Origin of the sequence: Streptomyces sp. NPDC051940, assembly GCF_040680895.1 — a bacterium.
Taxonomy (GTDB): Bacteria; Actinomycetota; Actinomycetes; order Streptomycetales; family Streptomycetaceae; genus Streptomyces.
On sequence record NZ_JBFAXR010000139.1, the window covers coordinates 1 to 21087 of the forward strand.

Annotated in this window: 18 protein-coding genes and 1 CRISPR repeat array; of the genes, 2 read left to right on the forward strand and 16 right to left on the reverse strand. The window is 72.1% G+C overall.

What is annotated here, in order from left to right:
* Nucleotides 1-156: 156 nt before the first annotated feature.
* The 9 genes from AB0M28_RS34220 to ftsW all read right to left on the reverse strand — a co-directional run bounded on the left by AB0M28_RS34220 (nt 157) and on the right by ftsW (nt 9498).
* Nucleotides 157-1263, reverse strand: coding sequence for a DivIVA domain-containing protein (locus tag AB0M28_RS34220; RefSeq protein ID WP_365413603.1), 1107 nt, complete (start codon nt 1261-1263; stop codon nt 157-159).
* A gap of 41 nt (nt 1264-1304) precedes the next feature.
* The gene (locus tag AB0M28_RS34225; RefSeq protein WP_365413605.1) at nt 1305-1592 is read right to left on the reverse strand and encodes a YggT family protein; all 288 of its coding nucleotides are present in this window, start codon (nt 1590-1592) and stop codon (nt 1305-1307) included.
* Between the two features lie 70 nt (nt 1593-1662).
* On the reverse strand, nt 1663-2292 hold the full coding sequence (gene sepF, locus AB0M28_RS34230; RefSeq protein ID WP_365413607.1) for a cell division protein SepF: 630 nt from the start codon (nt 2290-2292) through the stop codon (nt 1663-1665).
* A 153-nt stretch (nt 2293-2445) separates the two neighbouring features.
* Entirely contained in the window at nt 2446-3168 is a 723-nt protein-coding gene (locus tag AB0M28_RS34235) for a YggS family pyridoxal phosphate-dependent enzyme (RefSeq protein WP_365413609.1), read from the reverse strand.
* Nucleotides 3165-3890, reverse strand: a complete 726-nt coding sequence (gene pgeF / locus AB0M28_RS34240; RefSeq protein WP_365413611.1) for a peptidoglycan editing factor PgeF — start codon at nt 3888-3890, stop codon at nt 3165-3167. The genes AB0M28_RS34235 and pgeF overlap by 4 nt, the downstream gene beginning before the upstream one ends.
* A 248-nt stretch (nt 3891-4138) precedes the next feature.
* Nucleotides 4139-4454: a CRISPR direct-repeat array (repeat unit 22 nt; unit sequence AGCCCGTCCGGCGTTTGAGGAC).
* A gap of 68 nt (nt 4455-4522) precedes the next feature.
* Nucleotides 4523-5761: a cell division protein FtsZ gene (gene ftsZ / locus AB0M28_RS34245; RefSeq protein ID WP_365413613.1), complete on the reverse strand. Its 1239-nt coding sequence runs from the start codon at nt 5759-5761 to the stop codon at nt 4523-4525.
* 324 nt (nt 5762-6085) lie between these two features.
* Nucleotides 6086-6907 (reverse strand): FtsQ-type POTRA domain-containing protein, encoded by an 822-nt coding sequence (locus tag AB0M28_RS34250; protein ID WP_365413615.1) that lies wholly within the window; start codon nt 6905-6907, stop codon nt 6086-6088.
* 87 nt (nt 6908-6994) lie between these two features.
* Entirely contained in the window at nt 6995-8089 is a 1095-nt protein-coding gene (gene murG / locus AB0M28_RS34255) for an undecaprenyldiphospho-muramoylpentapeptide beta-N-acetylglucosaminyltransferase (RefSeq protein WP_365413617.1), read from the reverse strand.
* 35 nt (nt 8090-8124) lie between these two features.
* Nucleotides 8125-9498 carry a putative lipid II flippase FtsW gene (ftsW, locus tag AB0M28_RS34260; RefSeq protein WP_365413619.1) on the reverse strand — a complete coding sequence of 458 codons (1374 nt, stop codon included), beginning with the start codon at nt 9496-9498 and terminating at the stop codon, nt 8125-8127.
* A 191-nt stretch (nt 9499-9689) separates the two neighbouring features.
* Here ftsW and AB0M28_RS34265 point away from each other — a divergent pair, with 191 nt between their 5' ends.
* Nucleotides 9690-10973, forward strand: a complete 1284-nt coding sequence (locus AB0M28_RS34265; protein WP_365413621.1) for a TerD family protein — start codon at nt 9690-9692, stop codon at nt 10971-10973.
* 22 nt (nt 10974-10995) lie between these two features.
* Here the strand turns inward: AB0M28_RS34265 and murD are convergent, their stop codons facing one another.
* The 7 genes from murD to rsmH are packed head-to-tail and all read right to left on the reverse strand — an operon-like array spanning nt 10996 to nt 20169.
* A complete protein-coding gene (gene murD / locus AB0M28_RS34270) occupies nt 10996-12408 on the reverse strand; it encodes a UDP-N-acetylmuramoyl-L-alanine--D-glutamate ligase (RefSeq protein WP_365413623.1) in 1413 nt (470 codons plus the stop codon).
* The gene (gene mraY / locus AB0M28_RS34275; RefSeq protein WP_365413625.1) at nt 12405-13475 is read right to left on the reverse strand and encodes a phospho-N-acetylmuramoyl-pentapeptide-transferase; all 1071 of its coding nucleotides are present in this window, start codon (nt 13473-13475) and stop codon (nt 12405-12407) included. The genes murD and mraY overlap by 4 nt, the downstream gene beginning before the upstream one ends.
* A complete protein-coding gene (murF, locus tag AB0M28_RS34280) occupies nt 13472-14890 on the reverse strand; it encodes a UDP-N-acetylmuramoyl-tripeptide--D-alanyl-D-alanine ligase (protein WP_365413627.1) in 1419 nt (472 codons plus the stop codon). Before murF ends, mraY begins: the two co-directional genes overlap by 4 nt.
* Nucleotides 14887-16545, reverse strand: a complete 1659-nt coding sequence (locus tag AB0M28_RS34285; RefSeq protein WP_365413629.1) for a UDP-N-acetylmuramoyl-L-alanyl-D-glutamate--2,6-diaminopimelate ligase — start codon at nt 16543-16545, stop codon at nt 14887-14889. Before AB0M28_RS34285 ends, murF begins: the two co-directional genes overlap by 4 nt.
* A gap of 34 nt (nt 16546-16579) precedes the next feature.
* Nucleotides 16580-18679, reverse strand: a complete 2100-nt coding sequence (locus AB0M28_RS34290; protein ID WP_365413631.1) for a penicillin-binding protein 2 — start codon at nt 18677-18679, stop codon at nt 16580-16582.
* Between the two features lie 4 nt (nt 18680-18683).
* Nucleotides 18684-19154, reverse strand: a complete 471-nt coding sequence (locus tag AB0M28_RS34295; RefSeq protein ID WP_365413633.1) for a hypothetical protein — start codon at nt 19152-19154, stop codon at nt 18684-18686.
* A 55-nt stretch (nt 19155-19209) separates the two neighbouring features.
* Nucleotides 19210-20169: a 16S rRNA (cytosine(1402)-N(4))-methyltransferase RsmH gene (gene rsmH, locus AB0M28_RS34300; RefSeq protein ID WP_365413635.1), complete on the reverse strand. Its 960-nt coding sequence runs from the start codon at nt 20167-20169 to the stop codon at nt 19210-19212.
* Between the two features lie 220 nt (nt 20170-20389).
* Here rsmH and AB0M28_RS34305 point away from each other — a divergent pair, with 220 nt between their 5' ends.
* Nucleotides 20390-20941, forward strand: coding sequence for a carbonic anhydrase (locus AB0M28_RS34305; RefSeq protein ID WP_365413637.1), 552 nt, complete (start codon nt 20390-20392; stop codon nt 20939-20941).
* Nucleotides 20942-21087: the final 146 nt, after the last annotated feature.

A 21087-nucleotide genomic window follows, 5' to 3' on the forward strand; every position in this document is an offset into this window, starting at 1 on the left:
TCCAGCCCATGTTCCACTTCAGCCCGAAGCCGAGCCCGCCGAAGCCGGAGGGGCCGGTGTGGTGGGTGGCGCGGGTGACGCCGTCCCAGGCGGTGTCCCGCGAGACCCGGCCACTGCCGAATCAGCCGACGCGAAGCGTCAGAGGTGTCGCACGCCTCAGTTGTCGTCCTCGTCGATGAGGAAACCCCTCATCGGCGACGGCGGCTGCTGCATGGGGCCGGGCTGCGGCCGCACCGGAGCCATCGGCTGCGTCATCGCCGGCGACATCTGCTGCTGACCGCCGTACGACGGAGCCGGACCGCGACCCGGGGCACCGCCCATGGGCGGCTGGCCCATGCCGTGGCCGGAGCCCATGGCCGCCGCACCCGCGGGGGCCATCGAGGGCGCCGGGGCCGGGGCCGGAGCCGGCGGCAGCGACGCCGCGGCGGGCTGGCGCGGCGGGGCCAGGGAGTCGTCGGACTGCGACTCGAGCTGGCGCAGCTGCGACTCGAGGTACGACTTCAGCCGCGTGCGGTACTCGCGCTCGAAGCCGCGCAGGTCCTCGACCTTGCGCTCCAGCGTGGCGCGGGCGGACTCCAGGGAGCCCATCGCGACGCGGTGCTTCTCCTGCGCGTCCCGCTCCAGCGCGTCGGCCTTGGCGCGGGCGTCACGCTCGAGGCCCTCGGCGCGCGAGCGGGCCTCGCCCACGATCTTGTTGGCCTCGGCGCGGGCCTCGGCGATCGCCTGGTCGGCGGTCTGCTGGGCCAGCGACAGCACGCGCGCGGCGGAGTCGCCGCCGACGGGCGCGGGCATGTGCGGGCCGGGGCCACCGGGGCCCTGCATCGGACCGGGACCCTGCATGGGACCGGGGCCCTGCATCGGACCGGGACCCTGCATCGGGCCGGGGCCCATGGGGCCGGGACCCTGCATGGGACCGGGGCCGTGGGCGCCCGGGCCCGGGGGCAGCTGGGGTGCGCCAGGCAGCTGGGGCGGGCCCATCTGCTGCGGCGGCACCGGCTGCGGGCCCGATATGGCGGCGGGCACGGGACCACGCTGGCCGGGGTGCTGGTCCTGCGGGTCCGGCTTGCGCATGCCCTGGTTCTGGGCGGCGGCACGGGTCGCCGCGGCGAGCTTGGCGCGCAGGTCCTCGTTCTCACGGAGCAGGCGCGTCAGCTCCGCCTCGACCTCGTCGAGGAAGGCATCGACCTCGTCCTCGTCATAGCCTTCGCGCAGGCGGACGGTCGTGAACTGCTTGTTCCGCACGTCCTCGGGGGTCAACGGCATCTCTTCACCTCAGTCATCGGCATTTCGGCAGACCTCATCCCCTACAGGAACCCGATCACGACGTTGATCAGGATGTAGACGATGATCATCAGTACGAAGAAGGACAGGTCTAGCGCCACGCCCCCCAGACGTAGCGGCGGAATGAACCGCCGCAGAAGCTTGAGTGGCGGATCGGTGACCGTGTAGGTGCCCTCCAGCAACACCACCATGGCCTTACCTGGCTGCCATGAGCGGGCGAACATGAACACGTAGTCCATGACCAGCCGGAAGATCAACACGCCGAGGAAGCAGTACAGAGCAATCAGGACCACCTGTAGCACGATGTCCATCTCGCCTTATCCCTCTCCCCTGCATGTCCGGCCGGGCGGCCGCCTTGGATCCCAGTGTTGCGTCTGTCGTTCAGCTTTGGTTGAAGAACCCGCCCTCTGCGATGCGGGCCTTGTCCTCCGCCGTTACATCGACGTTAGCAGGAGACAACAGGAAAACCTTCTGAGTCACCCGCTCAATGCTCCCGTGCAGGCCGAAGACCAGACCGGCCGCGAAGTCGACAAGTCGCTTCGCATCCGTATCGTCCATCTCCGTCAGATTCATGATCACCGGCGTGCCCTCGCGGAAGTGTTCCCCGATGGTACGGGCTTCGTTGTAGGTCCGGGGGTGGAGTGTGGTGATCCGGTAGGGCTCCCGCTCGGAGACGACCTTGGGCATGATCACGGGGGCGCTCTTCTCCAGGCTCTGACGTTCGGGTGTGATGGAAGACACGGGAGCAATGCGTCCGTTGCGTCCACCTTCGGGCAGGATGCTCCCGACACGGGGGCTATCCGAAATTACTGGCGGACGCTCCCGCTGTGCCGGGGGATGCGCCACTCGTACCGGTTCGTCCGCCACGGCGGGCTGCTGATGCTGCCGCCGGGGGCGCTCCGGCTCGGGCTCGGGCTCGAACTCGTCATCAGGGTCGAAACCCGGGCCGTCATAACCATCGTCCTCCACGAGGCCGAGGTAGACCGCCATCTTGCGCATTGCGCCGGCCATGCTCTACGTCCTCCGCTCTGTGGTGGATCCGCCCCGTCGCGTGTACTGCCGCCAGTGCACTCGATCCACTCCGGCCTTCTCGCCCTGTCCGCACTGTCCGGTATTGACCGGATTGACCATATTTTCTGCTGTGGTCCGACTTGCTTCGCGACGTTACCGGAGCTTGGGCCGGACGCCGAGTACCGCAGTGCCGACGCGTACATGTGTCGCTCCGGCGGCCACGGCTTCCTCGAGGTCCGAGCTCATTCCTGCCGAGACCATGTTCGCAGCCGGATGCGTCGCGCGCAGCCTTGCCGAGATTTCCATCAGCCGCCCGAACGCGGCGCGTTGGCGTCCTGCATAATGCCCCGCCAGCGGTGCGACGGTCATCAGACCGTCCAGCCGGAGCCCGTCGGCATTCGCCACCGCGTCCGCCAACTCCCCCACTTCTTCGGGAGCCACGCCACCCCGCCCCCGCGCGTGCTCCTCACCGGCATCGAGCGCCACCTGCAGCAGACAGCCGAGCGTGCGTCCCTCCCGCACCGCGGCGGCGGACAGCGCGTCCACCAGCCGCAGCCGGTCCACGGACTGCACCACGTCGGCGTACGCCGCCACCGAGCGCGCCTTGTTCGTCTGCAGCTGGCCCACGAAGTGCCAGGTCAGATCGAGATCCGCGGTCTCGGCGGCCTTGTCCGCCGCCTCCTGGTCGCGGTTCTCCGCCACGTGCCGCACGCCGAGTTCGGCGAGCAGGCGGACGTCGCTTGCGGGGTACGTCTTGGTGACCACGACGAGCGTCACGTCCTCGCGGGGGCGGCCGGCGGCGGCGCAGGCCGCCGCGATGCGCTCCTCCACGGCTCGGAGATTCGCGGCCAGTTCGTCCTTCCGCTTCTCCGTCACCGGGACTCCGTCCAGACGTAGCTCGCGAGCCGGCCCGTCGTCTGCTCCCGGCGGTACGAGAAGTGGTCCGCGGACTCCAGCGTGCAGACGGGCGAACCTGTGATCCTCGCCACACCCAGGGCCTCGAGCTGCGCTCGTACTCCCGCGCCGATGTCGATCGCCGGAGTTCCCCAACTCGTGGTGGCGAATGTCTCGGACACGGTCTCCGCGGCCTCGGCGCGCATCGCCTCCGGCACCTCGTAGCAGCTTCCGCAGACGGCGGGGCCGAGCTTCGCGGTGATGCGGCTCGGGTCCGCGCCCAGCTCTCGCATCGCCTCGACCGTGGCGGGGACGACGCCCTTCAGCAGGCCGGGGCGGCCGGCGTGGGCGGCGCCGATGACGCCGGCGTGTTCGTCGGCGAGCAGTACGGGCGTGCAGTCGGCGGTCAGGACCGCCAGGGCCAGGTCTCGTTGTCTCGTCACGACGGCGTCCACGGCGGGGGGTGGGGTGTCGCCCCACGGGCCGTCCACGACGGCTACGTCGCGTCCGTGCACCTGGTTCATCCAGACGACCCGCGTCGGGTCGATCCCGAGGTTCTGCGCCGCGCGCCGGCGGTTCTCGGTCACGCTCGCGGGGTCGTCGCCGACGGCTCCGCCGAGGTTCAGTTCGCCGTACGGCGGGGGGCTGATGCCGCCCCAGCGGTCGGTGAACGCGAAGTGTGCGTTTATCACTGCGTGGCCCATCGGTCTCTACGGTGCGGATCTTCATCCGCCAGGCTAAGCCTCCCGGCGCGCGGCGGCGTACGTCCAGGCGTCGCCTAGCCCCCGTGTCCCTCCACCGCGATGCCCGGCACCACCTCATCGGCGCTGCGCGCCTCGTCCTCAAACGCCGGACGGGCTGGGCTCACGCCCCTACCCCTCCCGACGAAAGCGCGAAGGCCCCCAACCCGCACGCCGACAGCCATCAGGCAACACGGCACGGGGCCAACCCCAGCCCGTCCGGCGTCTGAGGACTCCGGCCGCAGGCCGGATGCGCGACAGCCGACGCAAACGCCACACGAAGCCCGTCCGGCGTTTGAGGACGAGGCGCGCAGCGCCGACCGCGGTCACCAGGCAACACAGCGCAGGGCTCACACCCAGCCCGTCCGGCGATTGAGGACACCGGCCGAAGGCCGGATGCGCGACAGCCGACGCAACGCGACATGAAGCCCGTCCGGCGTTTGAGGACGAGGCGCGCAGCGCCGACTGCGGTCACCAGGCAAGACCGCGCGGGGCCGAACACAGCCCGTCCGGCGTTTGAGGACGAGCGCGCCAGCGCGGCCGCAGGCCGGGGGCGGGGGGCCCGAGGGCGGCGCCGGGTGAGGGCGCCGCCTCGGTTACTTCAGGAAGTCGGGGACGTCCAGCTCCTCCGCCGCACTCTCCTGGTACGGCCGCGCCGAGGGCACCGACGGAGTCGACGGAAGCTCCGACGCCGGCATCGGAGCGACCTGCGGGACCGACGGAGCCACCGGCTCCTCCTCGCGCGGCGAGGAGTAACCGCCCAGCGACGACGGGCGCTCCTCCGCGGCCGGGCGGCCACCGCCCAGCGTGGACGACGAGGCGGCCGGCGCGGCCTCCTCGCGGGAGCCGTACGAGCCGAGGACCTTGTCCCGGTTCTTCGACGGCGGCTGACCGCCGTCGAAGCCCGCCGCGATGACCGTCACACGGACCTCGTCGCCGAGCGCGTCGTCGATGACCGCGCCGAAGATGATGTTCGCCTCGGGGTGCGCCGCCTCCGACACCAGCTGCGCCGCCTCGTTGATCTCGAAGAGACCGAGGTCGGAGCCGCCGGAGATGGAGAGCAGGACACCCCGGGCGCCGTCGATGGACGCCTCGAGGAGCGGGGAGGAGATCGCCATCTCCGCCGCCGCGACCGCGCGGTCGTCGCCGCGCGCCGAGCCGATGCCCATGAGCGCGGAACCGGCCTCGGACATGACGGACTTCACGTCCGCGAAGTCGAGGTTGATGAGGCCGGGGGTGGTGATCAGGTCCGTGATGCCCTGGACACCGGAGAGCAGTACCTGGTCCGCCGAGCGGAATGCGTCCAGAACGCTCACCTGGCGATCAGAGATCGACAGAAGTCGGTCATTCGGAATGACGATGAGCGTGTCGACCTCTTCGCGCAGGGCCGCGATGCCATCCTCGGCCTGGTTCGCCCGGCGCCGCCCCTCGAAGGTGAAGGGCCGGGTGACCACGCCGATGGTCAGCGCGCCCAGCGAGCGGGCGATGTTGGCGACCACCGGCGCGCCGCCGGTGCCCGTGCCGCCGCCCTCGCCGGCGGTGACGAAGACCATGTCGGCCCCCTTGAGGACCTCCTCGATCTCCTCGCGGTGGTCCTCGGCCGCCTTGCGGCCGACATCGGGGTTGGCGCCGGCGCCGAGACCCCTGGTCAGTTCGCGGCCGACGTCGAGTTTGACATCGGCATCGCTCATCAGGAGCGCCTGCGCATCGGTGTTGATCGCGATGAACTCGACGCCCTTGAGACCGACCTCGATCATCCTGTTGATGGCGTTGACGCCGCCGCCGCCAATGCCGACGACTTTGATGACTGCGAGGTAGTTCTGCGGTGCTGCCACGTCGAAGGCCTCTCGCCTCGAGTTACGTTGCCGTTTGGATGGTCCGATCGCCGACCCGAACCCTAAGCGTGAAGTTTAGGGTTAACAGCGCGTCTAGTTCCTGGACTCTTGGAACGAGACACTAAGTCGACAAGCGCTGCGCGTTCAACGAACACGCCGAACCTCCCGTTTTTCCTTTCACCCTATGTGATCAGGCGAGTCGGCCGGGTCCGGGGTGGCTGGCCTGCGCATATGGGCGTCAACAAGCTTAAAGGGCTTGGCGGGAGAAGCGCGCCCCCGGGTGCGCGAGGGGCGCGATCCGCACCCCGCGCCAGGGTGGCAACTTCACGACACCGCCGGGGCCGTGGGCGCGCTGACGTCGAAGTGGTCCGCGTCCTTCGCCGCCTTGAGCAGCGCCGTCAGCACCCGCGCCTTGGCCCCGCCGCGCTCCGAACTCCCCCACAGCACGGTGCGCCCGTCGCGCAGCTCCAGCGTGATGGAGTCATATGAACTGACCTTGATGGCCCGCGTCTCACGGTGCACGGCAGGCGGCAGATCTCCGGCCACGGTCACCGCCTCACGCCGCAGCCGGTCCACGCCGAAACGGGACAGACTGGGCGAGTCCGCCACGTCGAGATGCAGGACGGGCACGCCGGCCGGCGCGTTGGACACCGTGGCGAAACGCACGCCGCCGGCGTCCACTTCGACGTAGCGGCCCTTCTCCTTCATCAGCACCGCGGGTACGCGCTCCGTCACGGAGATGCTGATGCCGTGCGGCCAGTCCCGGGAGACGGTGACGTCGTCGATACGCAGCAGCCGCTTCTTCAGCCGGGCCTCGACGGCCCCGGTGTCCACGGACATCAGCGGACCGCCGAGCGGTACGTCGGCCGCGTCCAGCACCTGCTCGGCGGTCAGTACGTCGGTGCCGGACGCCCTGGCCCGTTCCACGCGCAGCCACGGCGATCCGTACACCACCCAGACGCCGAACCCGCCCAGGACGGCGAGCAGCAGCAGGCCGGCCAGGACCAGCCGCGGTTCGGGACGCCGCCAGGACGGGCGGCGCCCCTGGAGGCCGGGACGGCCGGCGGACGGGCGGCGCCGTTCGCGCTCGCCGCCGCCCGCGTCGTCGGCCTTCTTCGCGGTCGCCGGTCCGGCTGCACTGCCCACGGTCCCCGTCACTCCGTCCTCGCGCGGCCCTCCCGGGCGGCCCTGCGCCGCCCCGCGGACCGCCCCTATGCCGCCCTTCGGGCCCCTCTACGCCGCCCGTCGGGCAGCGATTGCCTCGTACACCATGCCGACCAGCAGCTCGTCCGCGTCCCGCCGGCCGAACTCGGCGGCGGCCCGCGACATGTCGTGCAGCCGCTGGCGGTTGCCGAGCACCGGAAGGACGTGCTCGCGCACCCACTCCGGGGTGAGCTCGGCGTCGTCGACCAGCAGGCCGCCGCCGGCCTTCACCACCGGCTGGGCGTTCAGCCGCTGTTCGCCGTTGCCGATGGGCAGCGGGACGTACGCGGCCGGCAGTCCGACGGCGGAGAGCTCGGCGACGGTCATCGCGCCCGCGCGGCAGAGCATCATGTCGGCCGCGGCGTACGCGAGGTCCATCCGGTCCACATACGGTACCGGGATATAGGGCGGCATTCCCGGCATGTTGTCCACCTGCGGCAGTTCGTTCCTGGGGCCGACGACGTGCAGGATCTGCACGCCGGCGCGCTGCAGGTAGGGGGCGACGTTCTGGACGACCTCGTTGAGCCGTCGCGCGCCCTGCGAGCCGCCGGTCACCAGCAGCGTCGGCAGGCTGGGGTTGAGGCCGAACCAGTGGCACGCCTCGCCGCGCATCATGCCCCGGTCGAGGGTGGCGATGGAGCGGCGCAGCGGGATGCCGACGTAGCGGGAGTTGCGCAGCTGGCTGTCGGGCGTGGAGACGGCGACGTGCCTGGTGAAGCGCGAGCCGATCTTGTTGGCCAGACCCGGGCGGGCGTTGGCCTCGTGCACCACGATGGGTACGCCGAGGCTGCGGGCGGCGAAGTAGCCGGGCAGTGCGACGTAACCGCCGAAGCCGATCAGGCAGTCGGCCTTGCGCTCGTCCATGATCCGCTCGGTGGCCTTGATGGTGCCGCGCAGCCTGCTGGGCAGCGTGATCAGGTCCGCCGAGGGCTTGCGCGGCAGCGGCACCGCCGGGATCAGGGCGAGTTCGTAGCCCCGCTCGGGGACGAGGCGGGTCTCGAGTCCGCGTTCCGTGCCCAGTGCGGTGATGCCGATCGTCGGATCGTGCCTCCGCAGCGCGTCCGCGAGGGCCAACGCCGGCTCGATATGACCGGCGGTCCCACCGCCGGCGAGTACGACATGCACCGAATTCCACCGCTCTCTTGGACGGCCGGGCCCGGTCAGCCCCGCCGTCGCGTCGACTTACGTCCGATCCCCGCAAGCTTTTTTCTCACTACAGGCTGCCGCATGGCCAGTGCCGCACGCGCCGCGGGGTCGTTGCGGGCAAATGCGATCAGCAGACCAATCGCGAACATGGTCGGCAGCAGGGCCGACCCCCCGTACGAGAACAGCGGCAGGGGGACGCCGGCGATGGGCAGCAGGCCCAGCACCGCACCGATGTTGACCACGACCTGAGCCGTGATCCAGGTGGTCACGCCCCCCGCGGCGAACCGTACGAAGGTGTCCTCCGTGCGTCCGGCCACGCGGATACCCGCATAGCCTAGAGCCGCGAAGAGGGCGAGCACCGACAGCGTCCCCGCCAGGCCGAGTTCCTCCCCGGTCACGGCGAAGATGAAGTCGGTGTGCGGTTCCGGGAGTTCGCCCCATTTTTCCACACTCGCCCCGAGTCCGGACCCGAACCAGCCGCCGGACGCCAGCGCGTAGATGCCGTGCAGGCCCTGCCAGCAGATGTCGTTCGGGCCCGGATCGGTGGCGCCGATGCAGCTGAGCCGGTCCATCCGGTGCGGGCTGGTCCTGACCAGCATCAGCGCCATGACCGCTCCGATGCCCATGACCATGGCGAACAGCCGGGTCGGCGCGCCGGCCACCCACAGCAGGCCGAAGAGGATCGCGGCCAGCACGATGGCCGTACCCATGTCGCCGCCGAGCATGATGAGTCCGAGGAGCAGCAGCGCGGCGGGCACCAGTGGGATCAGCATGTGCTTCCACTGGGTGAGGAGCTTCTTGTCGTGTTTACGGGCAAGCAGATCGGCGCCCCACAGCACGAGGGCGAGCTTGCCGAACTCGCTGGGCTGCAGCTGGAACGGGCCGCCCAGGGAGAGCCAGTTGGTGTTGCCGTTCACGGAATGCCCTATTCCCGGCACCTGCACCAGGGCCATCAGGAAGACGGAGCCCGCGAGCAGCGGGTACGCCAGCGCCCGGTGCAGTTTGATCGGCATCCGGGAGGCGAGCAGCAGCAGGATCGTGCCGAGGACGGCCGCGGTGAACTGCTTGCGGAAGTAGTACGTGGAGGGCAGTTCGTACCGAAGTGCCTGGATCTGTGACGCGGAGAACACCATCACCAGGCCCAGCCCGGTGACCAGCAGACTGCCGCCGAGGAGCAGGTAGTACGCCGTGAGGGGCCGGTCCCAGGCGCGGCGCGCCTGCGCGACGAGGCGTTGTACGTGCAGCACGGGTGCGGGCACCCGGCGGGCGGCTGGGCGCGGCGGTGGCGCGGGGCGCCCCTTCGGCCCCCCGGGCGGTGCCGCCTTCGCGGCCGGACGCGGTACGGCCGCGGACCCGCGGACCCGCCCCGGCACGTGGCCCCGTGGCATGGTGTCTCCCCTCCTGGTCGGTACGCGCCCGCAGGCGCGCAGCCCAGGCTAGAGCCTGCACTTGTGATCCCGCGGCGGGGCACGCCGCTCCCCGCGGGCGCCGACGGTGTCTTGGAACCAGGCGCGTTGTACCCCTAGTCTCGGGTGCGCCCGGGGTGCACCGGGCGCTCGCGGCAAGGGGGATGCACGCAATGCTGATGAAGAAGGGCGCCAATGTTCCGGTGCCGGCCGCCCGGGTGCGGGTGGAGCTGGGCTGGCAGGACGGACCGGGGACTCCCGACGCGGACGCCTCGGCGCTGCTGCTGACGGATGCGGGCAAGGTCCGCTCGGACGACGACTTCGTGTTCTACAACCAGCCCTCGCACCCCGGTGGTGCGGTCCGGTACGAGGGCAAGCAGCGCGACGCCGCGCAGGTGCGCGACGCGCTCGCGGTGGATCTGGCGTCGGTGGAGCCGGCGGTGACGACCGTGGTGCTGGCGGCCTCGGCCGACGGCGGGACGTTCGCGCAGCTGCGCGGCCTGTACGTCCGGGTGCTGGATGCCGCGAGCGGCGCCGAGGTGGCGCGGTACGACAGCGCGGACGCGACGTCGGAGACCGCGTTCGTGCTGGGTGAGTTCTACCGGCGCAACGGCACGTGGAAGTTCCGCGCGGTCGGCCAGGGTTACGCGACGGGGCTGGCCGGACTCGCCACGGACTACGGCATCAGCGTGGACGAACCCGCGCCCGCCCCGGCGCCCGCTCCCCCCGCGCCCGTACCGCAGCAGCCCGCTCCCCCCGCGCCCGTACCGCAGCAGCCGGCTCCGCCGCCCGCGCCCGTGCACCAACCCGCCCCGCAGGTCTCGCTGTCGAAGATCACGCTGACCAAGGCGGCCCCCACGGTCTCCCTCACCAAACAGGGCGGGGCCACCGGCGCGTTGCGGGTCAACCTCACCTGGAGCGCCGCCAAGGCGCCGCGCGGCTGGCTCGGCAAGGGCAAGAACGCCGTCCGGCTGGAGGACCTCGACCTGGACCTGTCCTGCCTGTGGGAGCTGCAGAACGGCGCGAAGGGCATCATCCACCCGATCAACAACCAGTACGGCGCGTACGACCAGGCGCCCTGGGTGCGGCTGGACGGGGACGACCGGACGGGCGGCAGCGAGGCCGGGGAGAACCTGACGGTCAACCTCGACCACGCAGCCGAGATCAAGCGCGTGCTGGTCTTCGTCAACATCTACCAGGGCGCGTCCAGCTTCGCGGGCCTGGACGGCGTCGCCACCCTGTACCCGCAGGCCGGCCCGCCCATCGAGGTGCGCCTCGACGAGTGCACCGTCCCCTCACCCGTGGCCGCGATCGCCCTGATCGAGAACGTGAACGGCGAGCTGGTCGTACGCCGCGAGGCCCGCTACATCCTGGTGCCGCCCGGCAAGTTCAACCAGCAGGCCGTCGACGAGGCGTACGGCTGGGGCATGACCTGGCAGGCGGCGGGCAAGGACTGACCGGGGCCGGCGGCCCCGGCCGTCACAGGGCGTGGACCGCCGACGCGAACGCGTCGCCGCGCGCGTTGTAGTTGGCGAACATGTCCATCGACGCGCACGCCGGCGCCAGCAGCACCGTCGCGCCGTCCGAGGCGAGTTCCCGGGCCGCGGCGACGGCCGCCGCCATGGCGCCGGAGTCCGTGCGCTCCAGGTCCACCACGGGCACCGACGAGGCGTGCCGCGCCAGCGCGCCGGCGATCAGCGCGCGGTCCGCGCCGATCAGGACGACGCCGCGCAGCCGGGGCGCGGCGCCCGCGACCAGCTCGTCGAAGGTGGCGCCCTTCGCCAGCCCGCCGGCGATCCACACGATGTCCGGGTACGCCGCCAGGGACGCCTCGGCGGCGTGGGTGTTGGTGGCCTTGGAGTCGTCGATGTACGCCACGCCGTCCACGGTCGCGATGTACTCGATGCGGTGCGGGTCCGGGCGGAAGGCGCGCAGGCCCTCGCGGACGGCCGCGGGCTCGACGCCGTAGGCGCGCGCGAGCGCGGCGGCCGCCAGGGCGTTGGAGATGTTGTGCGGGGCCGGGGGCTCGACGTCCGAGACGGAGGCGAGTTCCTGGGCGTTCTTCTGCCGGTCCGGGACGAACGCCCGGTCGACGAGGAGGTCGTCCACCACGCCCAGCTGCGAGGGCGCCGGCGTGCCCAGCGTGAAGCCGACCGCCCGGCAGCCCTCCTCGACGTCCGCCGCGCGGACGAGGTCCTCGGTGGCCGGGTCGGCGACGTTGTAGACGCACGCGACGCGGTTGCCCTCGTAGATGCGGCCCTTGTCGGCGGCGTACGCCTGCATGGAGCCGTGCCAGTCGAGGTGGTCGGGCGCGAGGTTGAGCACCGCGCCGGAGTGGACGCGCAGGGACGGCGCCCAGTGCAGCTGGTAGCTGGAGAGCTCCACGGCAAGCACGTCGTACGACTCGGCGGAGAGGACCACGTCGATGATCGGCGTGCCGATGTTGCCGACGGCCGCCGTGCGCAGTCCCGCGGCGCGCAGGATCGAGGCGAGCATGCCGACGGTGGTGGTCTTGCCGTTGGTGCCGGTGACGGCGAGCCAGTCGGCGGCCCCGGGGCCGCGCAGCCGCCAGGCCACCTCCACGTCGCCGATGACCTCGACGCCCGCCTCGGCGGCCGCGGCGAACAGCGGGCTGGACGGCTTCCATCCGGGCGAGGTGACGACCAGCTCGGTGCCCTCGGGCAGGGTCGCGCCGTCGCCGAGCCGCACCGTGATGCCCAGGGCCTCCAGCTCGGCCGCCCCGGCCCGCTGGCGCTCGCCGTCCCCGCCGTCCACGACGGTGACCTGCGCGCCCAGCTCCGCCAGGGCCCGCGCGGCGCTGGCGCCGCTGACGCCGAGCCCGGCGACGGTGATCCGGCGGCCCTTGAACTCGGCGCCGACCGCGCCCGTCACTTCCCGGCCGCCCAACCGGCGTAGAAGATGCCGAGGCCGACGATCACGCACATGCCCTGGATGATCCAGAACCGGACCACCACCAGCACCTCACTCCAGCCCTTGAGCTCGAAGTGGTGCTGAAGCGGCGCCATTCTGAACACCCGTTTGCCGGTCGCCTTGAAGGAACCGACCTGGATGACCACGGACATCGTGATCAGCACGAACAGGCCGCCCAGCAGGGCGATCAGCAGCTCGGTGCGGGAGAGGATCGCCAGGCCCGCGAGCGCGCCGCCGAGGGCGAGCGAACCGGTGTCGCCCATGAAGATCTTCGCCGGGGAGGTGTTCCACCACAGGAAGCCGAAGCACGCGCCCATCAGCGCGGCGGCCACCACGGCGAGGTCCAGCGGATCGCGGACGTCGAAGCAGGCGTTGGGGTTGGTGAGGTCCACGGCGTTGGCGCAGGACTCCTGGTACTGCCAGACGCCGATGAAGACGTACGCGCCGAAGACCATCACCGAGGCGCCGGTGGCCAGGCCGTCGAGGCCGTCGGTGAGGTTCACGCCGTTCGACATGGCGAGGATCATGAACAGCGCCCAGATCACGAAGATGACCGGGCCGATGGAGATCCCGAAGTCCTCGACGAAGGAGAGCCGGGTGGAGGCGGGGGCCAGGCCCCGCGCGTCCTTGAAGTTCAGCGCGAGCACGGCGAAGCCGATGCCGACGATGAGCTGCCCGAGCATCTTGGCCTTGGCCCGCAGGCCGAGGCTGCGCTGCTTGACGATCTTGATGTAGTCGTCGAGGAAGCCGACCAGGCCCATGCCGGTCATCAGGAACAGCACCAGCACGCCGGAGAACGTCGGCTGGCTGCCGGTGACCAGCTTGGTCAGCACGTACGCGACGAGCGTGGCCATGATGAACGCGATACCGCCCATCGTGGGCGTACCGCGCTTGCTGTGGTGCCCGCGCGGACCGTCGTCGCGGATGAACTGGCCGTAGCCGCGGGCCGCCAGCAGCTTGATCAGCATCGGGGTGCCGATCAGCGAGAAGATCATGCCGAACGCCCCGGAGAAGAGGATCTGTCTCATCGGGCGGCCTCCCCGCCTTCGAGGAGGGCGGCTGCGACCTTCTCCAGCCCCACCGACCTGGATGCCTTCACAAGCACGACGTCTCCCGGACGCAGCTCACTGCGCAGCAGCTCGAGCGCCGCCTCGGCGTCGGACACGTGCACCGACTCTTCACCCCACGAACCTTCGTTGTATGCGCCCATCCGCAGCCATGCGGCCTCCCGGCCGCCGACCGCGACGAGCTTGCTGACGTTGAGCCGGACTGCGAGCCGGCCCACCCCGTCGTGCTCGGCCATCGCCTCGTCGCCGAGTTCCGCCATCTCCCCGAGCACCGCGAAGGTGCGGCCGCCCTTTTCCTGGGCGCTCCGCCCCATCGCGGCCAGCGCGCGCAGCGCGGCCCGCATGGAGTCGGGGTTGGCGTTGTAGGCGTCGTTGACGACGGTCACCCCGTCCGCGCGCTCGGTGACCTCCATCCGCCAGCGGGAGATCGGGCCCGCCTCGTTGAGGGCCGCTGCGATCTCCGGTGCCGGCAGGCCCAGTTCGTGGGCCACGGCGGCGGCCGCGAGCGCGTTCGACACGTGGTGCTCACCGTACAGCTTCATGATCACGTCAGCGTGCCCCGTGGGGGTATGCAGCGTGAACGCCGGACGTCCGTCGTCCGTCAGCCGTACGTCGGCGGCCCGGACGTCCGCCTCCGGCGACTCGCCGAAGAAGACCGTGCGGGCGCGGGTACGGGACGCCATGGCCCGTACGAGCGGATCGTCGGCGTTGAGCACGGCGACGCCGCCCTCGTCCGCCGCCGGCAGCGCCTCGACCAGCTCCCCCTTGGCCTGCGCCGTCTTCTCCCGGCCGCCGAACTCGCCGGCGTGGGCGGCGCCCACGTTGAGGACGAGCCCGATACGGGGCGGGGTCAGCTCGGTGAGTTCGCGGATGTGCCCGATACCGCGGGCACCCATCTCCAGCACCAGGTACCGCGTGCTGTCCTCGGCCTTGAGCGCGGTGAGCGGCAGGCCGATCTCGTTGTTGAACGAGCCGTGGGTGTACACCGTCGGCCCGAGGCGCGGCAGGACCTGCGCGATGAGGTCCTTGGTGGAGGTCTTGCCGGAGGACCCGGTGAGCGCGACCACGGTGGCGCCCAGCCGGGCGACGACGGCGCGGGCGAGGGCGGACAGCGCCTCGATCACGTCGTCCACGACCAGCGCGGGCACCCCGACCGGCCGGGTGGCCAGCACGGCGACGGCCCCCGCCTCGGTGACCTGGGCGGCGAAGTCGTGCCCGTCGACCCGCTCACCGGCGAAGGCGGCGAACAGCGCGCCCGGCACCACCTGGCGCGAGTCGTGCACGACGGGTCCGGTCACCTGAGCGGAGGGCTCCGCTCCACCGTCGAGTCGGCCGCCGGTGATCTCGGCGATCTCGCCGAGGCTCAGAGCGATCACCGGTCGCCTCCCGCGGCCTGGTCCTCGATGGCTTGACGCAGCACCAGCCGGTCGTCGAACGGCCGGACCACCCCGTTGACGTCCTGGCCCTGTTCGTGGCCCTTGCCCGCGACGACGACGGTGTCGCCTGCGCGGGCGCGGGAGACGGCCGTGGCGATCGCGGAGGCGCGGTCGGGGTCCACCAGGACCTCGCCACGCTCGTGCGCGGGTACCTCGGAGGCGCCGGCGAGCATCTCGGCGAGGATCGCCAGCGGGTCCTCGGAGCGCGGGTTGTCGGAGGTGAGGATCGCCGTGTCGGCGAGGCGGGCCAGCGAGGCGCCCATCGGGCGGCGCTTGTGCGGGTCGCGGTCGCCGCCGCAGCCGAGGACGGCGTGCACCCGGCCCTCGGTCACCCGCCGGATGGCGCGCAGCAGGGAGTCCACGGCGTCGGGCTTGTGGGCGTAGTCGACGACCGCCAGATACGGCTGGCCCGCGTCCACGCGCTCCAGCCGCCCGGGGACGCCCGGCACGGCGGCGACGCCCGCGGCGGCGGCCTGCGGGTCGATGCCGGCGGTCACCAGGGCGGTGATCGCGGCGAGGGTGTTGGAGACGTTGAAGGCGCCGGGCAGCGGGGCCTCGGCGCGTACGGACACACCGGCCGGGCCGAGCACGGTGAAGGCCGAACCCAGCGGCCCGACCTCGACGCCGTCGGCGCGCCAGTCGGCGTCCGGGTGGCCCTCGGCGGAGAACGTGGTCACCGGGAAGCCGGCGGCGCGGCACTCGGCGGCGAGCCGGCGGCCGTACTCGTCGTCGAGGTTGACGACGCCGGCCTTGGACCGTTCGGGGGTGAACAGCTGCGCCTTCGCCCGGAAGTAGTCCTCCATGTCCGGGTGGAAGTCCAGATGCTCGGGGCTGAGGTTGTTGAAGACGGCGACGTCGAAGACGCAGCCGTCGACCCGGCCCAGCACCAGCGCGTGGCTGGAGACCTCCATCACCACGGAGGTGACGCCGCGTTCGCGCATCACCGCGAACAGCGCCTGCAGGTCGGTGGCCTCGGGCGTGGTCCGCTCGGACTTGAGCCGCTCGTCGCCGACGCGGGTCTCCACGGTGCCGATCAGCCCGGTCAGGCCCTCGCCGTTCTTCTCGGCGGCGGCCTGCAGCCCGCCCTCGACGAGGTACGCCGTGGTGGTCTTGCCGGAGGTGCCGGTGATCCCGATCTGGAGCAGTCCGTCGCCGGGGCGGCCGTAGACCGAGACGGCCAGGGCGCCCATCCGCCCGCGCGGGTCACCGACGACGAGTACCGGCAGCCCGGTGGCCGCGGCGCGGCCCTGGCCCGCCGGGTCGGTGAGGACCGCCACGGCGCCGCTGTCCGCGGCCTGCGCGGCGAAGTCGGCGCCGTGGAAGCGGGCGCCGGGCAGGGCCGCGTAGATGTCGCCGGGGCGGACCGCCCGCGAGTCGTGCGTGATGCCGGTGACCACCGCGTCACTGGCGGGGATGCTGACGCCCAGGGCCTCGGCCAGCTCCCCCAGGGGAGTGGGGGTGCTGCGCTCGGGGCGGGGGGCTCCGGGGCGGGACTGATCAGGGTGGGGCACGGCGGTGAGCGTACCCCCTGCCGGGGGCTGCGGGGGTGCGGGGGTCGCGGCCGTCGCATTCGCCGCAGGTGTGGGTGTGCTCATCGGGCCGAAACCGCTCGCCTCGTCCTTGGGTGGGTCAGTTCTCGTCGTCTGTCTGGTTTGCGTCGGTGTCGCTCGAACCGCCGTCCGCCTTGTTCGAGCCGGCGGCCGGGTCGTAGCTCACGGGCAGCTGCGGGGGCTTGGTGCCGGACGGGGGGACCTGCAGGGTCTTCAGGGCGAACTCCATCACCCGCTTGAAGACGGGACCGCAGATCTGGCCGCCGAAGTAGCCGGTCTTGGGGTCGGGGTCCTGGACGGCGCAGTAGACGGTGACCCGCGGTTTGTCCGCCGGCGCGAAGCCCGCGAAGGACGCGGTGTAGCCGTTGTAGCCGCCGGTGCGGGGGTCGACCCGGTTGGACGTGCCGGTCTTGCCGGCGACGCGGTAGCCGGGGATCGCCGCCTTGGCGCCGGTGCCCTCCCGGTCGTCCACGACGGACTCCAGCATCTGCGACACGGTGCGCGCCGTCTTCTCCGACACCACCCGCCGCTGCTTCGGCTCGGGGCCGGCCGCGAACCGCCCGTCCGGGCCGGTCTGCCCCCGTACGAGGGTGGGTTCGATCCGTACGCCGCCGTTGGCGATGGTCGAGTACACGGACGCGGCGTGCAGCGCGGTGATGGACACGCCCTGGCCGAACGGGATCGTGTACTGCTGGGAGGCGTTCCAGTCCTGCGGCCGGGCGAGCAGGCCGGGGCTCTCGCCGGGGAAGCCGAGTCCGGTGGGCCGGCCGAGGCCGAACCTGCGCAGATAGGAGTAGAGCACCTTGTTCGTGGCCTGCTGGGTCTTGCCGAGCTGTTCGACCGCGAGGATCGTGCCGATGTTGCTGGACTTGGCGAGGACGCCGCTGAGCGTCAGGTACCAGGTCGCGTGGTCGATGTCGTCGGCGAACGCGTGGTCGGCGCGCGGCAGCCGGTTGGGCACCTCGACGCGGGTGCTCGGCGTGGCCACGCCCTCCTCCAGCACCGAGGCCATGGAGATGACCTTGTTGACGCTGCCGGGCTCGTAGACGTCCTCGACCGCCCAGTTGTGCAGCTGCTCGGAGGTGACGCGGGAGAGGTCGTTCGGGTCGTAGCCGGGGGCGTTGGCCATGGCGAGGATCTCGCCGGTGCGGGTGTCCTGGACGACGACGTAGCCGCGCTGCGCCCGGTGCTTGCGCACGGCCTCGGTGATCGCGCTCTGCGCCGACCACTGGATGTCGCGGTCGATGGTCAGCTCGACGTCCGAGCCGGGTTCGGCGGGCTGCTCCTGCGAGCCGGCGGTGGGCACGCGGCGGCCGGCGGACTGGGCGTAGGTGAGCTTGCCGTCCTTGCCGGCGAGTTCGCCGTCCAGCGCCCCCTCGACGCCCGCGCCGCCCTTGCCCTCGGCGTTGACGAAGCCCAGTATCCCGGCGGCCAGATCGCCGTTCGGATAGACGCGCTTGGACTTGCGCTCGGCGAAGACACCGGCCAGGACGTTGGACTCGGTGTCCTTGTCCGCGGCCAGCTCCGCCTTCATCGCCTTGATCTTCTGCCAGGTCTGCGGCGACTGCAGCCGCGCCAGCCGTACGTACCGCAGCTTGGGCGTCGCCAGCTGCTTGGCCAGCACCGCCTCGTCCTTGCCCAGCACCGGCGCGAGCAGCCGCGCCGCCCGCTGCGGGGCGTCGGCGACCTTGGACTGGGCCGCGGTGAAGAGGTACGGGTCGGCGGTGATGTCGTACGCGTCGACGTTGGTGGCCAGCTCGACGCCGTCGCGGTCGGTGATGCTGCCCCGCTCGGCGGTGAGGGTGAGCGGGACGAGCCGGTTGACCTTGGCCTTCTCCGCGTACGCGGCGGCGTCCACGGCCTGCACCTGGAGCAGGCGCACGGTGAACACCAGCATCACCAGGGTCAGGCCGAAGCTGACCAGGCGCAGCCGGGGGCGGGGGCGGGCCAGGCGCAGCGACGCGGCGGCCGGTCGGGGCGCGGGCCGGCGGGCCGACGCGCGGCGGCGCTGCGGGGCCGGGGCCGGGCCCGGGCGGCGGGCGCCCTCACCGCCTCGGGGGCGGGCTCCGTCGCCGCCTCTGCGCGCTCCGTCGCCGCCGCGCGGGCGGGCGCCGTCACCGCCGCGCGGGCGCTCTCCGTCGCCGCCGCGCGGCCGGGGCGGGCCGGGGACCCTGGGCATCGGTTCACCTCTCCTGGCCTGCGTCGGGGGCGGGGGTCTCGCTGGTGCCGGGCGCGGGGCTGCCGCTCGTGCCGGATGCGGGGCTCTCGCTCCGGTCCGGGGCGGGGGTGGTCGGCGCGGGCGGGGCGGGAGCCTGGCTGGGCGTGCCCAGGGCCTTGCCGTCGGGGCGCAGGAACACGGGGGCGCCACCGGGCACCATGCCCAGCTCGCCGGCCCGGCGGGAGAGCGCGTCGGGAGCGGCGTAGGCGTCGATCTCGCGCTGCAGCCGCTGCTCCTCCTCGGTGAGCGAGGTGGTGTCCCTCTTCGCCTCGCCCAGCTCGAAGGCCCCCTGGTTGACGGCCGCGTTGAGCAGCAGCAGCGCGATCAGCCCGGCGCCGAGGAGCGCCACGACGAGCAGCACGAACGGGGTGCGCGCGGCGGCGGTGCTGCCGGAGGGCACCAGCCAGGAGAACCGGTTCTGCGACACCCGCTTCATCGACTGCCCTCCCTCATCCCGCGGAGCTCCCGCGATCCCGCCGTCGGGTGCGAACTCACTCATCCACCTCCGGACGGACCCTCTCCGCCCCGCGGAGCCTCGCGGGGGCCGCGCGCCGGTTCTGCGCGATCTCCTCCTCCGTGGGCAGCTCGGCGCCGCGGGTGAGCAGCTTCAGCCGGGGCTGGTACTGCTCGGGCACCACCGGCAGCCCCGGCGGGGCGGTGCTCGCGGCTCCGGCCGCCAGCACCGTCTTGACCAGTCGGTCCTCCAGCGAGTGGTAGGACAGCACGGCGATCCGGCCGCCCACTGCCAGCGCCGACACGGCCGCCGGAACGGCCCGCTCGAGCACCTCCAGCTCGCCGTTGACCTCGATGCGCAGCGCCTGGAAGGTGCGCTTGGCGGGGTTGCCGCCGGTGCGCTTGGCCGCCTGCGGCAACGCGTCGCGGATCACTTCCACCAGACGCGCGCTGCGGCTGAACGGTTCCCGCTGCCGCTCGCGCACCACCGCCGCGACGATGCGCTTGGCCTGCTTCTCCTCGCCGTAGGCGCGCAGGATCCGCACCAGCTCGCCCGGCGGATAGGTGTTCAGGACCTCGGCGGCGCTCATGCCCTTCGTCTGGTCCATCCGCATGTCGAGCGGCGCGTCCTGGGCGTACGCGAAGCCGCGGTCGGCCTCGTCCAGCTGCATCGACGACACGCCCAGGTCGAACAGCACACCCTGCACCTTCGGCGTGCCGAGCCTGTCGAGTACGGCGGGCAGCTCGTCGTACACCGCGTGCACGAGGGTCGCCCGATCGGCGTAAGGGGCGAGCCGCTGCCGGGAGAGCTCCAGGGCGGCCGTGTCGCGGTCCAGGGCGACGAGACGGGCCTCGGGGAAGCGGCGCAGCAGCGCCTCGCTGTGCCCGCCGAGTCCGAGTGTGCAGTCGACCACCACGGCCCCGGGTGCGCCGAGCGCCGGTGCCAGCAGGTCCAGACACCGTTCGAGCATTACCGGAACATGCCGTACCTCGGTCAAAGCGCCCTCATTCGTTCGGTCGACGCACCACCGGCCGGACCAGGCGACGGCGGCCTCCCATGTGCGCCGTCACCCTACCGAAGACACGGCCGAAAACCGGACAGGCGGCCATCTCCCGGAACAGCCGACCCCCTAGCCGACCAGGAAGTGAGACAGAGATTACCCCGCCGAAACGAAGCTGCTGGTGGCGCGGCGCGCGATCGCCGCTAACGTCGTCGGTATGTCGATATCCGCCGCAGAGCCCCTGCCGCCGGCGTCCCCCGCCGACCCCTCCCGAGCGCGTGTCATCGACCGGCTGGTCGAGGCGAACACGGACTACGCCGAGACGTTCACCGATCCGGGCATGGGCGCCGCACCCGTGCTCCGCGTGGCGATCGTGGCCTGCATGGACGCCCGCCTGGACCTGCACAAGGCGCTGGGTCTGGAGCTCGGCGACTGCCACACCATCCGCAACGCGGGCGGCGTCGTCACCGACGACATCATCCGCTCCCTGACCATCAGCCAGCGCGCGCTGGGCACCCGCAGCGTGGTGCTCATCCACCACACCGGCTGCGGTCTGCTCGACCTCACCGAGGACTTCCGCTACGAGCTGGAGAACGAGGTCGGCCAGCGCCCGCCGTGGGCCGTCGAGGCCTTCCGCGATCTGGACCAGGACGTCCGCCAGTCCATCGAGCGCGTCCGCACCTCCCCGTTCCTGCTGCACAAGGACGACGTCCGGGGCTTCGTCTTCGACGTGCACTCGGGCCTGCTGCGCGAGGTCCTGCCGCTGTAACCCGCACGCCGCGGGGATGAAGGCCGGTGGCGGGGCCCCGCGGGCCCGGCGCCGGCCGGTTTCGCAAATTGGGCCCCCCCCCCCGCCGGTGGCCACCCGATCGGAAGAGCGGCGGGTTGGGAAAGAGGGGACAATAGAGGGGGGTG

Coding starts and splice junctions, on each gene's coding strand:
- mraY (WP_365413625.1), bottom strand. CDS start 13,475: ATGAGACAGATCCTCTTCTCCGGGGCGTTCGGCATGATCTTCTCGCTG.
- AB0M28_RS34285 (WP_365413629.1), bottom strand. CDS start 16,545: ATGAGCACACCCACACCTGCGGCGAATGCGACGGCCGCGACCCCCGCA.
- AB0M28_RS34220 (WP_365413603.1), bottom strand. CDS start 1,263: ATGCCGTTGACCCCCGAGGACGTGCGGAACAAGCAGTTCACGACCGTC.
- AB0M28_RS34295 (WP_365413633.1), bottom strand. CDS start 19,154: ATGAAGCGGGTGTCGCAGAACCGGTTCTCCTGGCTGGTGCCCTCCGGC.
- pgeF (WP_365413611.1), bottom strand. CDS start 3,890: ATGGGCCACGCAGTGATAAACGCACACTTCGCGTTCACCGACCGCTGG.
- AB0M28_RS34290 (WP_365413631.1), bottom strand. CDS start 18,679: ATGCCCAGGGTCCCCGGCCCGCCCCGGCCGCGCGGCGGCGACGGAGAG.
- sepF (WP_365413607.1), bottom strand. CDS start 2,292: ATGGCCGGCGCAATGCGCAAGATGGCGGTCTACCTCGGCCTCGTGGAG.
- AB0M28_RS34265 (WP_365413621.1), top strand. CDS start 9,690: ATGCTGATGAAGAAGGGCGCCAATGTTCCGGTGCCGGCCGCCCGGGTG.
- AB0M28_RS34305 (WP_365413637.1), top strand. CDS start 20,390: ATGTCGATATCCGCCGCAGAGCCCCTGCCGCCGGCGTCCCCCGCCGAC.
- AB0M28_RS34225 (WP_365413605.1), bottom strand. CDS start 1,592: ATGGACATCGTGCTACAGGTGGTCCTGATTGCTCTGTACTGCTTCCTC.
- ftsW (WP_365413619.1), bottom strand. CDS start 9,498: ATGCCACGGGGCCACGTGCCGGGGCGGGTCCGCGGGTCCGCGGCCGTA.